At 41.5% G+C, this 15,447-nt stretch carries 10 protein-coding genes; 4 read left to right on the top strand and 6 right to left on the bottom strand.

Going from position 1 to position 15,447, the window contains the following annotated elements:
- Window positions 1-29 precede the first annotated feature (29 nt).
- Entirely contained in the window at window positions 30-245 is a 216-nt protein-coding gene (locus GTQ43_RS40525; RefSeq protein WP_265278271.1) for a hypothetical protein, read from the bottom strand.
- Between the two features lie 154 nt (window positions 246-399).
- Between GTQ43_RS40525 and GTQ43_RS40530 the strand changes: the two genes are divergently transcribed.
- The 3 genes from GTQ43_RS40530 (at window position 400) to GTQ43_RS40540 (ending at window position 5,275) form a co-directional block, all read left to right on the top strand.
- Window positions 400-1,170, top strand: coding sequence for a ParA family protein (locus GTQ43_RS40530; RefSeq protein WP_265278272.1), 771 nt, complete (start codon window positions 400-402; stop codon window positions 1,168-1,170).
- Window positions 1,167-2,324, top strand: a complete 1,158-nt coding sequence (locus GTQ43_RS40535; RefSeq protein ID WP_265278273.1) for a ParB/RepB/Spo0J family partition protein — start codon at window positions 1,167-1,169, stop codon at window positions 2,322-2,324. The genes GTQ43_RS40530 and GTQ43_RS40535 overlap by 4 nt, the downstream gene beginning before the upstream one ends.
- A gap of 83 nt (window positions 2,325-2,407) precedes the next feature.
- On the top strand, window positions 2,408-5,275 hold the full coding sequence (locus GTQ43_RS40540; RefSeq protein ID WP_265278274.1) for a DEAD/DEAH box helicase: 2,868 nt from the start codon (window positions 2,408-2,410) through the stop codon (window positions 5,273-5,275).
- Window positions 5,276-5,481: 206 nt separating this feature from the next.
- On the opposite strand, the gene GTQ43_RS40545 is transcribed toward GTQ43_RS40540, so the two are convergent.
- The 5 genes from GTQ43_RS40545 to GTQ43_RS40565 form a co-directional block, all read right to left on the bottom strand.
- Window positions 5,482-6,312, bottom strand: coding sequence for a hypothetical protein (locus GTQ43_RS40545; RefSeq protein WP_265278275.1), 831 nt, complete (start codon window positions 6,310-6,312; stop codon window positions 5,482-5,484).
- Window positions 6,313-6,402: 90 nt separating this feature from the next.
- On the bottom strand, window positions 6,403-7,203 hold the full coding sequence (locus GTQ43_RS40550) for a hypothetical protein (protein WP_265278276.1): 801 nt from the start codon (window positions 7,201-7,203) through the stop codon (window positions 6,403-6,405).
- 126 nt (window positions 7,204-7,329) lie between these two features.
- Window positions 7,330-11,520: a DUF3466 family protein gene (locus tag GTQ43_RS40555; protein WP_265278277.1), complete on the bottom strand. Its 4,191-nt coding sequence runs from the start codon at window positions 11,518-11,520 to the stop codon at window positions 7,330-7,332.
- 505 nt (window positions 11,521-12,025) lie between these two features.
- The gene (locus GTQ43_RS40560; RefSeq protein WP_265278278.1) at window positions 12,026-13,672 is read right to left on the bottom strand and encodes a glycosyltransferase family 2 protein; all 1,647 of its coding nucleotides are present in this window, start codon (window positions 13,670-13,672) and stop codon (window positions 12,026-12,028) included.
- A gap of 236 nt (window positions 13,673-13,908) precedes the next feature.
- Complete coding sequence (locus GTQ43_RS40565) at window positions 13,909-14,793, bottom strand: tyrosine-type recombinase/integrase (RefSeq protein ID WP_265276770.1); 885 nt, start codon at window positions 14,791-14,793, stop codon at window positions 13,909-13,911.
- Window positions 14,794-14,877: 84 nt separating this feature from the next.
- Between GTQ43_RS40565 and GTQ43_RS40570 the strand changes: the two genes are divergently transcribed.
- Entirely contained in the window at window positions 14,878-15,390 is a 513-nt protein-coding gene (locus tag GTQ43_RS40570) for a double zinc ribbon domain-containing protein (protein WP_265276769.1), read from the top strand.
- The last annotated feature ends 57 nt before the right edge of the window (window positions 15,391-15,447 follow it).

Below are 15,447 nucleotides of genomic sequence, written 5' to 3' on the forward strand. Positions count from 1 at the left end.
CGCGCACGCACATTTGACCATTTCAGCACTTAGTCGCCATAGAGTTCCGAGTCTAAGTTGGCAGCCAAGGAGCCATGAGATACTGCACCGATAAAGTTTGCCAGGGGGTCGCTACTGCCAGTGGGTGAGTAAGAGGAGGGTGATTTCTGGGTAAGTGCAAGCTGTTGAACATACCGCAACACCTCTTCTTGGTGCTGGGATGGCAGTTGTTCAATCGCTTCAAAAATGGCTTGTTTGGTTGTCATAGGAATGACTTAATGTTGCTTGATTCTATAAAGTCTACTGCTGAAATTACCGTCTTAGCTAGAACTTCTCTTCTTCTGATACACTTCAAGAAACTGGAAACTAAAACCGAGCCGGTTGACCAAAGATCATCGTATCTTCTAGGAACGAAAGCCAGTGTCAACTTCTGACCCTCCATGCCGCATTATTGCCCTGTTTAACCAGGCGGGTGGTGTCGCCAAATCGACACTGACCCAAAATTTGGGATACCACCTAGCACGACGAAAACATCGCGTTCTCCTCATCGACATAGACCCCCAAGCGTCCTTGACCAAATTCATGGGGTTAGTGCCATCTCAGTTACAAAAAACCGTTGCTGATGCCATTATCGATGAGCAGCCCTTACCGATTCATGAGGGCATTCACGGCATGGACTTGGTTCCAGCAAGCCGAGTCCTAAGTGGAGCAGAAATGCAGTTAGTCAGTGCTGCGATGCGCGAGTTGCGCCTTAAGGAAGCCGTTGAATCTGTTCTAAATGAATACGACTTCATTCTTATAGATTGTCCCCCCAGCTTAGGATTGCTTTCCTATATCGCCTTAGTCGCGGCCACACACGTACTCGTTCCCGTGGAAACCCATCTCAAAGCCTTTGAGGGAACAGACGAACTCTTACAAACTATCACCCACGTAAAAAATAAAGCCAACCGCAAAATCCAAATAGCCGGGTTTATTCCCACGCGGTATGCTCAACAGAACTCAGCCGATAAACGAGCATTGGCTGCCATCCAAGAACAACTTTCAGCTTGGGGTCGTATTTTCCCACCCATCCCCAGAGCTACCGCTTTTGTCGATGCGTCAGAAGAACGTGCGCCCCTAGCAGTATTTGACCCGAAACATCCTGTAGTCACTATTCTTGAAGAAATCGCTTTAGCTTTGGAGGCTTTATGATCCGACGCAAACAAACAGACAAACCCTTTGGGGGTCAAATTACAACTCCACCCCCTGCACCTTGGTTATCTTCCCCAGATGGCGAGTTGCCTTATGCTACTGAAACTACTATCAAACTCTCAGATATAGTTCTGCCTCAACACCAGCCCAGACGATACTTTGACCCACAAGCATTAAAAGAATTAGTTGAGTCAGTCAAGCAGCATGGCATTCTCCAACCTCTGTTAGTGCGTCCACTAGGTGGAGGGAAATATGAATTAGTAGCAGGAGAAAGACGTTATCGGGCAGGACTTGAAGCAGAACTGGAAGTTGTGCCTGTGGTTGTGCGTGAGCTATCTGATGACCAAGCGTTTCAGTTGGCTTTGATTGAAAACCTGCAACGAGAAGACCTTAACCCTGTTGAAGAAACTGAAGGCATCTTGCACCTGTTGGCAATCCGGCTGCATTGCGATGTAGAAGCCGTCAAATCCTTGCTGTATCGAATGAAAAACGCTCACAGCAAGGGGGAACAGCAGTCAAAAGACTCATTAAATGAATCTAGGAAAAACGTTTTTCCTAACCCCGATAATCCACAATCTCTTGACAACGTTTCTGACCAGTTAGCCGAGAAAAATGAATCTAGGAAAAACGTTTTTCCTAACCCCGATAATCCACAATCTCTTGACAACGTTTCTGACCAGTTAGCCGATGAAACTGAATCTAGTAAAAACGTTTCTCCTAACCTAGATGAAGAACAATCAAACACGGTACAACAGGTGTTTGAGAGTCTGGGACTCATGAATTGGCTATCGTTTATTACCACACGCTTACCTTTGCTCAATCTGCCCGAAGAAATTTTAATAGCACTGCGAGAAGGGAAACTGGAATACACCAAAGCACAAGTCTTGGCGCGGGTAAGAAATAATGAAATCCGAAAAAAACTTTTGTCCGAAGCGATCGCTAACGATTGGTCTTTAAGCCAAATCAAAGAAAAAATCACAGCCTGGACGGATGTAGAACTTACGCCCGACTCGAAAGCATCTAACCAAATACCAGACCGCCTCCAAAATATCACCCAGCGCATTAAAAAGCGTCAGTTATGGAAAGAAAAAGACAAGCAAAAGCAGCTAGTAAACCTTTTAAACAAGCTCGAAGCCTTACTAGGGGATGAGTGACTTGGGGTAAATTGTCAGGTAATCTCTACGAGTAGAGTCTTTTTACCTTTGATTCATGATTGGGTGCGAGGGGAGAAACAGAGATGGCATCAGATTCACAGATTCGAGCATTACTCAAAGCTTGGTTAGATTACATCCATGTTGAAAATTTGAGTAATGCCAAAGTAGAAGCTGACGATTCAGAACAACCGAACATCTGGGATTCTCTCGTAAATCTAGTAGGCGATAAATTATTAATAGACGAGTCTTTATTTAAAAAACTAAAGCAACCGTTTAAAAGTGCAAAGAACTTTGAGCAAACAAAATTACCATCAATTGCTGTAGCTTTCCCGCAGCTTTATGTAGTTGAATTGAATCGCCGTCAATTTCGCCCGTTGTTCACTATCAACGTTTCCCCAATATTCGAGGGCAATTATCGCAGTAGCGGATGGAATTTAACTGATTATGAGTTTCAGCCTGTTATTCCCAATTTGATGCAGTGGTACGGACTAGAGGAAGAAGCGGCTGAGTCACTGGTAACAAGGGAAGGGTTGAAAGTTTTTCTCGAAACTACTTTCAATCGTCCCTTTAAAACGCTACAAGATTTTATGGGGCTGATTGAAATACCGCCGTTTCCCGTGCGGTCAAAACTTCTCCCTTATTTGTTGGATTTTGACTACGCGACTTTTAATTACAACCTCAAAAAAGATTTTCAGAAAATTAGCGACCAGAATTACTTTCAGTGGTCAAGACCAGGACATCCGGCTTACGAGTACCTGTTTGGACAACCAAAAGCACCTCAACATGAAGTACTTTTTTTGGGTGCTTTTCCCAACTCACAGGCGGATGACTATCAAGCACTTGCTCTTAAACATTCGCAGTTAAATCCTATTACTGCTGTGATTGGCCCACCGGGGAATGGCAAGACGACGCTGTTGCTGCATAAGATAGCCCAGCAAGTGGTACATCGAGCAGTGGAATTAGCAACAACGGGTCAAGATAAAAGTAACCTAACTGTGGTAACAAGCACTAACAAATTTGCTGTAAATAACGTTGAGAAAATCTTAGCCAACAACTTGACCTCTGACCGTTTCTACTTATCAGGAGGCTCTAGGGATTTAGTTGACACCCAAGTTTTACCTAATTTGCAAGCTGCACTCGACTGGTTAGCCAAAGAAACGTTTAATTACGATGAATGGGAGTCAGCAAAACAACAGTTGTTAGCTGGTGTTCAGCAAATAGAATCTTATAGAAAACAAGACGAAGACGAGCTGAAAAAGATTTGTGTTGATGAGCAATTATTAGATGAGCTATGCCTTGATATACAATTGCTTGACAAGGCGATAAAGACTTCTGCATTTGAATCTTCGTCACCATTAGAATTTGACCGCGACTACAATAAGTTCCCCCTAGAAGCTTACCAGCAGATAGGACAATATCTTGACAGTGCTAGGCGTTCTTTGCCGTCTGAAGATTACAGGGAGAATAAGAGTAGAAATGACTTCTGGTTTGTCAAGCTTTTGCAGACGATTAAACGATTCTGGCAGTCGATAACCAAAACCAGCGCACATCATGTTCTCAAACGCTTGCACAAACAGATAGAGATGCCTGTGTTAGCGACGCTGGCCACCCCTTTTCAATTTCAAATCCCACTAACAACTGAATCTCTCATCGCCGCCCAGCAGAGTGTTGACCAGCTTATTGCAGAAGCATCTTTTTGGCAGCAACAACAGAATGGTATTGACAGCACACAACAGCAGCTCTCCTCAAGAAAGCAGCAACTCAAAGACCTGATTACTCGCCGTTCTCAAATCGAAAACCGACTCGCTACTTATCCCACCAAAGATTTTTACAGTCGTTTCTACAGCGAATTACACTTGCAGCAAGTAGAATTATTTGAGTTGTCTTGGCAATTTCAGCAACAAGAAGCTCTGCGACGGAAAGACGAGGTGATAGCTTCCATAAGAACTTACATTGCATTATTGAATGGCGAATGGGATGCTTACCGTCAGTTAAGTCATAATTGGAGAAACATTTATCGGGATATCAGCCTGTTATTTCCGGTGTTCCTTTGCACTTTGCACTCCATCCGCAATTTGTTACCCTATCCCGATAGTGGCTGTATTGACCAAGTAATTGTAGATGAAGCGGGTCAGATTCCGCCGCATCAAGTTTTTCCAGTTTTAGTGAGGTGTAATCGGGCTTTGATTGTTGGCGATCCATTGCAATTGGAGCCGGTTGTTAATTTAAGTGACCAGAAGAAAGATGAATATCGCAGCAAGTCGTTTCTAGAACAGGGGCTAACAGATGTAGATTATGACCGCTACAGCCCCACAGCAACAACAGCTTATCACCGAGCAGCTGGGGGATCAGGGCAACCGCAAGATATTGGTCAGGGCATTATCCTTAAATATCATTACCGTTGCGTTCCGGTAATTGCTGATTTTTGCGATCGCTTGTGCAATTACGGAATGGTCATCAAAACTGAACCAAAAGCTTCTCGGTTAGGTACTAACCTGATTGCAAGCCATGTGGAAGGGAAGCTGGAGAACAACGTTAATTGGGCAGAAGTTGATGCAGTAGAAGCGTTGATTGAGGAGTTGTTAGCGGCGGGTTATTGCTTAAATTCTCCTGACTCTGACAACACGATTGGCGTGATTTCACCTTACCGCCGTCAAGTAGATGCGCTCACTCAACGTTTAAAATCTCGCTGGTCAGATTTTTCCCCCAAGAGCATTGGCACAGTTCACACGTTCCAAGGTGGACAGAAATCAGTGATAATTTTCTCGACTCGCCAATACTCTGCAACTGATAGTCTCTGGTTTATTAATCGGCGACCTAATTTACTGAATGTTGCTGTGAGTAGAGCGCGAGAACTGTTTATTCTGGTGGGGAATTTGGCACGAATCTCTGAAGGGGGGTATACCAGAGAGTTAGTGGAATATATCAAGGAATCTGGTGAGATGCGATAATTTTAATCATTGCTACATTTCTAGGACTAAGAACTATTACCGTTAAGCATTTGTTGAGTTTGTCTCAAAAAAAGCTTTCTAGAATTTCTATATAGCCAGCTTCTATTGGGTGGAAATTCAGGGGAAAAGCAATCGCGTACCTAAATGGAGGTTATAGCCGTGGCTAGGCATTTCTGGCTATTTGCAAACTAACAAGCACAGAAATCTTAATAGCATCCTTGAATTTCGTACAGAGGGTCAAGTTGCCGATAATGTTCGGCAAGTTGGAAATACAGCAACCGTGCCCCGTCCGCAGCAAGTTGCTGTTGCTGGGTGTAAGCTAGATAAAACAAATTATTCTTCCAGATATGCCAATAAGAGGGGGAACCCCCCAGCAGAGGCTCTAAAGCTTCATCTATTCGCCAAGAATGGCCCTTGAGTAATTCTCCGATTTCTGACTGGGCATCAAATGGCTCCTCCTCGGTTCCTATCAACATATCTAATTCTGACAACCTTCTTTCTTCTTCCTGTTGCTGTTCAGGGGAAGGTGCTTTCACAACTGCCCGTATTTCCTCTGGCACATCTAGTAAGAAGAATTGTGAGTACCCATTTGCATTAATCTGTTCGTCATAAAACTGGTTTTCTTCTTCTTCTATACGGTCAACGCTACCAGAAATAAACATCTGACCCATAGCATCTGCTTCCAGAAGGATACCATCATGACCGTATGCGCCGAAGTGAAAAGCATTGCAACCAATTTGCATAGCTAGTTCTGATAGGCGAGGGCGAGCAGCACCCCTAGCCCGACGGCATAGTAGTTCATTCGGTTCGGTTTTCACTATAGTCCATCCCGGAGTGCTAACGAACAGTCCGACAATCCATAGGTCGGGTAATAGCAGGTAGGGAGTTTGGCGCAATTCCTCATTTGATAAGGTTTGGGGTGGTAGGGAAATGCGACGGCAACCTTCAAGATCAAAGATGCGGCTTACAGCCAGTTCGATTGAATCTAAATTATTTGACTGGATACAGGTAGTGTAATTTCGGGACTGAATAAACACTGCCAACTTCCTATAGTTAAAATTATTAAGGTCGCACGCATCACTAGCTTATGCTTAAATCGGTTTCTATAATTTTTGTGCTTCAAAAAATTAAAAACAGTCATGATCCTCATATTCAGACAAAGAATCAAGAGAAATTTGGCTGTTGGGGGGAGTTGGGTTGTAAGTATTGGGTGGTTGTAAGTATAAGAGTTGCACTCCTTGATCTTGAAGCTGTTGTGGTTCGGCGTAAACATTGTAAAGCAAATCTGTCAAATACCAGCAAAAATTGGAGCTATCTATTACTTTTGCTAAGGCATTATCTATGCGTTCGGCATAACCCTTTTCTACTTCATCTTGTAGGTTAATCAATAACTCTGATTCTGGGTCTTCTGCCAACAGCCGCTCATACTCAGCTTCAATTCTTGCAATTTCTGGGTTTTCATGTACTCGCATTGCTTCCTGCATTTGCTCTGGCACTGTTAACAGAGAAAACTGTGAAATTGGCTCAGGTGCATTAATTTGTTCTCCATAAAATAGATGGGTTTCATCTAAACTATTAGCTCCTTCGTAATCATTCCAACCAGAAAGGAAGATATGACCAGTTGCATCTGCTTCCAGCAAGATTCCGCAAATGTCACGAACTACCCGAAAATGAAAAATATCACACCCCAACTGCATTGCTAACGCTGATAGCCGGGGGCGAGTAACACTTTCTACCCGCGTACAAAGTAACTCATTTGGCCAAGTTTTCACAATTGTCCATCCGTCTTCACCTCTGCATAAGCTGATGAGCCATAAGCGCGGTCGCTCCCAAGCAGGAAGATGGCGGAGTTGTTCTGAGTCAATTGTGATCTCAGGCAGATGAGTAAGACGACGGCAACCTTCTTCCTGCTCCAGGAGGCGGGTCATTGCATCTGCAATGGCAGCAAGATTATCTGATCGAATACAAGTGGTAAAATTCCAGTATCTCTCAAACATTTTTAGTTGTATCCAGTTTGATACTCTGACTTAGCTCATTACTAACAGAATTTACATCTAGGGTTGTTCCTTTCTGAAAATGGGCAATTTAAGATAGTGAACCGGAACCGAATTTTTAGTACGGGGAGGCTGCTTGTATTCAAACATCTGCCTGGCAGCTAAACCAGCTTCTTTGTCACTAAAACACATGAAGTATTGAAGTCCGCAATCTTTAGCTACCTCTGCTTCTCTGTCTATCTGGCTAATCATTTTTCTAAATATAAATTTTTCTTGTTCAGTAGGAGGAATATAGTTTGAATCGCCAGGAAGCAGTAAATATTTCTTCAACCATCCATATCCTGTTTTAACTTCTGCTACTGATCCAGGAGGCTTTAGTCCATTCTTAACTATAGCTCCTTTTGCTCTTACTAGCCCATCATAGAATGCTGATAATCCTGACGAAGTGATCACAAGGTAGTCACCCGGCGCACCAGTAACATAAGTAGCATAAAGACTATGTGTTATATCTTTGCCTAATTCTGGTTTAGAGTTATCTGCTGCATCACCTAAATGCCGATCTAATTCAAGATTAAAGCATCCGTGTTCCGGCTCTACTTTACCTTTAGTAAAAACCTCCTGCTCCGTTATCCTCTCTGGATTGTTTTTGTTATGGATAAGCACATTCAACCTTCTTTGCTGTGCTATTTTTAATTGCTCAACTAGCTCACGCTCTTTTTGATTACTGTAAGGATTTCCTGTAATCGGATTGATATCAGCTACGTGTGATGGATTTGTTGTAGGTTGATTATCATTTCCTTTGAAGATTTCCTCTATTACCCGAAATAATAGAATACCAGAATCTTTAAGAAGTTCAAATATGTTTATATCTTTATCCTTTAATGCATAAGGGCCGTAAATACCTGCTGCGGTACCATTAATACTTGCATTCCCAATAACGAACTTGGACTTATTAGATTTAAGAACGCCGCTTTCGTAAGCAATATTAATCAATCCTTTTTTCTTGACACCAGTGTAGATGCTGTAGTTAGCATCGTTAATCAAAACAGAACCAGTAACTCTAACCGAGCCATCAGCTTGTACGTAAATTTTGCCACCAGTGTTATTTCCGTCAGAGCGGAGATACCCAGTTGTAACTGCTCCCTGAGAACTGGCGATCGCAATTACTCCACCGTTTGAGATGATGTTTTGGCTAATAACATCGCCAACAGAAGAGATATATACATCACCGTTATTGGTTGTAATATCGCCTTGTGTAGTAACAGTACCTTGCTTGGCAATTAGGGCAACTTTACCCCACTGCGAACTGATTTTACCTGTAGTCACGTTCTGGTCGCCTTGTATAGCTACTTGATTCCCACTATTAATTTCAGTGGTAGTGACATTTCCTTTGCTGCTAACCAAAGCAACCGTACCGAATGCTGATACGATGTTTTGAGCAAGTACATCTTGAGTAGCACCAAGAGTCACATTATCAACGCTAGCGATCGCACCTTGGGCATTAACATTACCACTGCTACTAATCAAAGCAACTGCACCATCAAGTGATGTAATATCTTGAGTAACTACATCTTTAAAAGCCCCAAGAGAAACATCACTATTACTGGTAATTGAACCATTGACAGTAACCGCACCTTGACTGGAGTTAAGAAGAACTACATCATTGGCAGACTGAATTTTCTCGGTGATAATATTCTGTTTGGCTAGAGCAGTTACACCATAATCACCAATAATTTCCCCAGTGGCAGTAATAGCATTAGTAGCACTAATCAGACTAATTCCAGCATTTGTGGAAGTAATATTGTGAACAACAATATCTTTAAGAGCAGTAATATTTACATCACCATCTTTGGTTTGAATATCACTGTGTGTTCTGAAAGCCCCATCACTCAAAATATCTACTTCTTTGGCAGTAATGTTGCCAGTGGTGACATTGCCTTTAGAATCGTATTTTTTGTCACCTATTTTACCCAGGGAAATGCTTACATTCCCTGAGTCAGTAGTAGACAAAGAAGCTGTAGTAATGTCATCAATAGCATTTATATTGATATTGCCTTTAGTAGTGATATCACCATTAGCCGTGAAAGTTTTAGCACTATTAACTGTCAAGTCCTTAAGGCTAGCATTACCACCAACTGCATTATTGAAAGTAATATTGCCCAAACCTCCTGTCAGACTGAGGGATGAAGCACCTGCACTATTACTATCGACAGTATTTTTAAAGGTGATATCGCCGCCCTTGGAAGTGACAGTAGATTTAGCAGAGTTAAAAGTGTAAGCACCAGTACTGCTATTGAGAATTGTGGGGCCATCAAAAGTAATATTGCCGCCTTTGGTGACAACTTTGGAGCCAGTGAGATTAATCTTAAGCCCCTGCAAGAGAACAGAACTACCTTGAGTGGAAATATTGCCTACAGTAATGCCATCCTTGGGTGTTGCTGTTGTAGAAATGGGGTTAAGGAGGAAAGCATGATATTGTCCTCCAATTTGACCATATCCTAAGATTTGCCCTTTATTGTTAATGGCTGTAGAGTCTAATAAAGTCCAGCCTGAGTCTTGTGGAATCAAGCTGTTGAGGTCAGTCATTTTGCCATTGCTGTAGAGAAAAGGGCGAGCAAAATTATAATCACTGTAGGAGTCACCAATGATTTGACCAGCATCATTGATGGCGATCGCATAAGTGTCTTGGTAGCTAGATAGAGTGCCGAGGTCAGTCATCTGTCCTTGACTGTAGAGGAAAGCGTGTTCAAAGTTATTATCACCAGTGTTGGAATTGCCAATAACTTGACCAGAATTATTAATATCTGTGGCAGTGCTGTAGTCGCCTCCGGGCAAAGTGCCCAGTCCAGTCATATTGCCATTACTGTAGATGAAAGCTTGTCCTGATGATGTGTAGTAACCGCTATGATAAATGTGACCAGGTTCATTTCCATAACCGCCACCACTAACGTAAACAGAAGTATCGTGAAATACTACTTGTTGAGAACCACCAACTATTTGACCAGAGTTATTGATGCTTGTGGCATTGCTGCCAATGGCATTCGGTAAAGTACCCAGATCACTCATATTTCCATTCTGATAGAGGAAAGCGTGAGATTCTGGGTAAGATAGAGTAAGGCTTCCATCATAAACAGTCTCTTGATAGTATATGGAAGTACTGGAAGTACCTACAATTTGACCAGAATTATTGATAGCTCCAATATAGCTGTCACTGCCTCCAGGCAAAGTGCCGAGGTCGGTCATCTTGCCATCACTGTAGAGAAAAGTGTGTTGCGTCGTATTGACATCAGATCGACCCACAATTTGACCAGAGTTATTGATACCTGTGGCAGTGGTGTAACTGCCTCCAGGTAAAGTGCCGAGGTCGGTCATTTTGCCATCACTGTAGAGAAAAGCATGATATTGTGAATTATCACTGCTGATAGAAGTACCAACAATTTGACCAGAGTCATTGATAGCCGTAGCATAGTTGTTACTGCCTCCAAGTAGAGTGGCAAGGTCAGTGACACTGTAACCACTATCAGTCGAACTTTGTGAATCGCTCAATCCAGATTGCAAACTGAGTCCAGGACTATTGTCAAGAGCAGTATTCTTGAGGGTGATATTGCCAGATTTAATACTGCCTTTTGTTTGCACTTTCAGAGAAGAACCGATGTAATCACCAAATTGAAGATTATTCGATGCTGAGATTTGGACATTTGTGGTTTCATCAGTACCAGTGAAAATAATTTGCTCACCAAGGTCACTTTGAAATACCTCACCTTCACCATCGCCAGTCAGAGAAAAGCTTTCTGGATTTCCCTTAGCATCTTGTAGAGTTAACTGGAAATTTTGATGATTATCGAAATTACCAAACTTTCCCTTTAATACTGGACTAGGATTTAAAAGAGAATCGTTACTATTAATTCCAACTAGGGACAGATTTTTCCCACTTCCAGTAAGTTGGTCTAAACCAGTCGTCGGATTGTTCGGAAGTGATTGAGATGCAAGAGATGTAGAAACAACTGATTGATTAAATAACGGTAAACTATCAGAGATAGTACTAACAGAATTACTGTAGTTAGTAAGAGTTTCCTGATTAGAGCCAATCAGACCAGAAGCACTACTTGTTGTAGATGTTTTTTGCAACCCTATTAATGACGAATTATTATCTGAAGCACTGCTGAAAGATGTTCCTGTCAGAGAAGATGGTAATAACCCTCCTTGAGATGAAGAGGTATCAGTGGGGAGAATCAGATCAGAAATTGGCATAAATTATATCTTTTTAATAAGAAATTATTGTGACGAAAAACGGAGCCGGATAATTATCTATTGAGAGTTTTTTATTTGCTCCCATAAGCCGAAAAATTCCCAAAAAAAAATGCTAAATCAAGGTTTTCAGCTTTTGGGTGCATTGATTTAGTAGATAGAGTACTAAAGAGCCATTTGATTAATTAAGAGTTGAATAAATGCTTGCTCTCAGAAAACAAATATCTTTGATGAAGATAGTTGAGGTAAAAAATGATTTCGGAATTCTCAAGTTTTAAGGATTGGAACGAACTCAACACTTCTAGATATTCATCAAACCTCGAATCTTTGAATAATGCAGGTACTTGAGTTGAAGATAAGATAATATTTCCGTTTCAGTCTACCGAAGCTTTACGGAAATTATTACTGGTTGTTTTTTAGGTAAAATTCTGGCTTGACAAGTGAATTTATAGTTAGATTAAAGTTTTTATATGTTTTAGATGTTTTTTCGGAAAAGAATTTACAAGATTTATCTAGCTGGCATTGACTGATTTATTTCTGACTGTGGAGCAGAAACTTGGTTAAGCATTCCAGCAGTCCGAAGTTTGTCCAGTACGTAAAGCACTGCCAATTGCTGTTCTACAAACAACGGGGCAGACAACGGAATTGCATCAATTTTCGCTTGCAGTAAAGATGTACTTTGACTTCCAGCCTGTGCTAGTTGGTGAGGGGAAGAATCAGAAGTTTCGGGATGAGCAACTCCTACCCATCTTGTTAGCTCGGCTGCAACATTTTTTGCCTCACCTCCAGACTGTTGAACGATTTGCTTCCAAAATATCCGCACAATTTGACGAGCATGATCTTCTAAAGTGCAAGCTTCATCAGATTTATATAAGGCGCTGACTATTCTGGCTTGGGCTAAGTTGAGCGGCATTCCTAGCTCTTTTTGAGAGTGCTGAAGAAAAAAAGCGTCTTCTCCGTGTTGCTGAAGTGTGACTGGTGCGAGTTTCCACAAATCCCAACTTTGCTTGAGCAGAAACCAATGTTGTTCTGTAATTTCACTTAGTGGCTGCATCGTGGCATGGTATTGAAAGCGTAAAAACATTTGCTTGAGTCTCTCGACTCTCAGAACGTAAGAGTCGGACAACTTCATCTGACTGGAGGAGAAATGATTGTAGAGGACGGTAGAATGTTGAACGTGAAGAAAACGAAACCCCACTATTGCTGCTAGAGTTAAATACTCCCGGTCTGCATCCAATTGAGTCTGTGGATCATTCCACACTTGTAACTCTTGCAAGCGCACTGCTGTAGAGCGACGAATTAGGAAGGCATGAAGAGGTTGCCAGTTATGCATTAGTCTCTGCATTCTTTCGTCGTCATTCTGTTGGAATGCGAAAGCAATTCTCAATTGACACTGCTCGTTTTGATAAAAGCACCATTGCCAATCACCATAGGCAATGTCAAAGTGACGATTTTGTTCTAATGCTGCTACTTGCAAGGCAATTTTTTGGGGTGTCAATTCATCTGAGCCAGAAAGCCATTGGATATAGTCACCAGTAGCTAAAGCTAATCCATGATTGTAAGCAGCACTCGCTCCTGGTTGCTGGCATTGAGTTAAGATTACACGTCCTTTAGTTGTGCTGGCAAATTGGCGACTAATTTCGCTCAAGTTCTCGGTCGAGTCGTGTTCAACAATAATAATTTCCAGATTCGGATAAATTTGTTGTTGGCAACTATGTAGACAGGCGGCAAATCTGCTGGCGTTATCACTAGAGATAATAATGGAAACTAGGGAGGCAGTGATGGACTGGCTCTGATTTTGATTGAAAGCGGGGAAAATGTATGACTTGAATTGTTCTACAGTTGTACGAAAATGAGTTTCAATGGTTGGTCGCAAATCGCTGTAGCAGGCGTTGGCGGGGCGACGATAAAATTCTTCTAGGACTTGAAGCCCATTTGCTAACCATCCAGTACAGTTAGATTGAGTAACGATGCTGTCAGGCAACCAGCGTTTGCGAACTAAATAGTTGGGGATGTGTACTGGAGTCCCGTGTGCAAAAAGTCTTAAGTAAAACTCCCAGTCATGACAGCCTTTCAACTGTTCGTTTAATAAACCAACTGTTTGGAAGACAGATTTGGGTACGACGACTTGAGAGAGTGTGTGAATGGGGTACAACCGGGATACGTGCAAAATGGGACACGATGCAAAGTTTTGTTAATATACTTGCAATAATGCAAACTGTATGGGTTAGTTTTTCCCAAAACTCACTCTCTTGACGCAGAGTATAGTGTCTTCTCTTCAACTACCAGCAAAAACATGATTATTTTGTATAAAAACTCGTGCTAAATATCAGCATAATAATTTTAATCTTCATAGTAAAAAGCATTGTCAAAATATAAACTCTTAAGAATTTAAGTTAAACTTTTTAAAGCCTGACGTGCAACTTCTTCCGCCCTAGCAGACGTAACTTTTTGGTAACGTAGAGTTGTTTGAATATTCTCATGCCCCATCAGTGCCCGCAATTCCTCAATACCCATTAGCCCAACACGCTCAGTAGCAAAAGTATGCCGTAAATCGTGGATTCTGACTCCGACTAGCTCCGGATATATACTTATTAACTCTCGCCAATATTCATGCACAGTGCGATAGCTAATTCTACTAACAACTTTAGTCACTGGCTGTTGTGCTGTGAAGAGTGCATCTACGGTATTGTGGCGCTCATATAAGATAAATTTACTTAATGCCTCGGCAGCCCCATCACTAAAATAACAACAACGCCGTTTGTTACCTTTACCAAGTACTTGAAATTTATATAAGTCTTGGTTAACATCATCTATATTTAACGCTAAAAGCTCTGATATACGGCAACCTGAGCGATGTAGAAGATGCACTATAGCATTCATACGTAGGTCAGATTTAACAGAATAATAAAGGATATTTAACTGTTCAGGTGTTAAATATCTTACTACAGAATCAGTTTTATGTTCTCCCCTATCAGGATTTGGTTGACGCTGTTTTAAACCATTAATGGGATTAAACTTAATATAACCTTGCTCCACAGCGAAATTAAACAAACTTTGTAGTATTGCTTGGTACTTGCGATGAGTTGTATAGCTGCAATCATCCAAACTTCTTAAATACTCAATTAAAGTCTGCTTACCGATAATCTCAATCTCCCAAATACCGTATTCTCCAAGTATTGGTTTCAACACCAATTCATAAGTACGTCTGGTACTTTTAGCTAAATCCGGGCGTGACAAAAACTCAGTAATAACAGTGGCTAAAGTAACAGTCAATTTCTCTCCAATTTATGTAATTTCTATCGAGACAAACAATCATTATTTAATATATCTTTTTTAGAATAATAATGATGATTCTTGATGGATACTTTGAAGACACCCATGCCACAGGAACCGATTGGCGACTACATTAAGCGGTTGCGTGTGGAATTAAAGATGAGTCAAAATCAGCTAGCTCATCAGGCTGGTATTCACCTGCATACATACGGAAAAATAGAACGGGGGATCACGACGAGATTAAATCACAAAACCCGTCGGGGGCTAGCTAGGGCTTTATCGATACCAATTGAGTACTTAGAAGGAATTTGTAGCGATGAGGAAATACAGCAACCATTTACCAGCATTAAATTTTGTCCCCAATGCTGGACTCCAGGGACACCCACAGAACCGATTTGGAACGATATCAGGTCATTGTACTGCTTTATGTGCGGGTTTGAGCTTGTTGCCCACTGTCTCAAATGTGGTAAATCAGTGACAACTTTCAAGCATTCCTACTGTCCTTATTGCGGCTTTTATTACAAAAATACGATTGTTGAAATTGGTAGTAACAGAGAGCATGCTTTGAGAAAAAACTCTCGAACCAAGAAAAAGTGAAGATTTTGTTTTATATCTATAAAAGCAATACCAGTATGGACAATCCATCAATATCAG

The organism is Nostoc sp. KVJ3 (genome assembly GCF_026127265.1).
In the GTDB taxonomy this organism is placed as follows: Bacteria; Cyanobacteriota; Cyanobacteriia; order Cyanobacteriales; family Nostocaceae; genus Nostoc.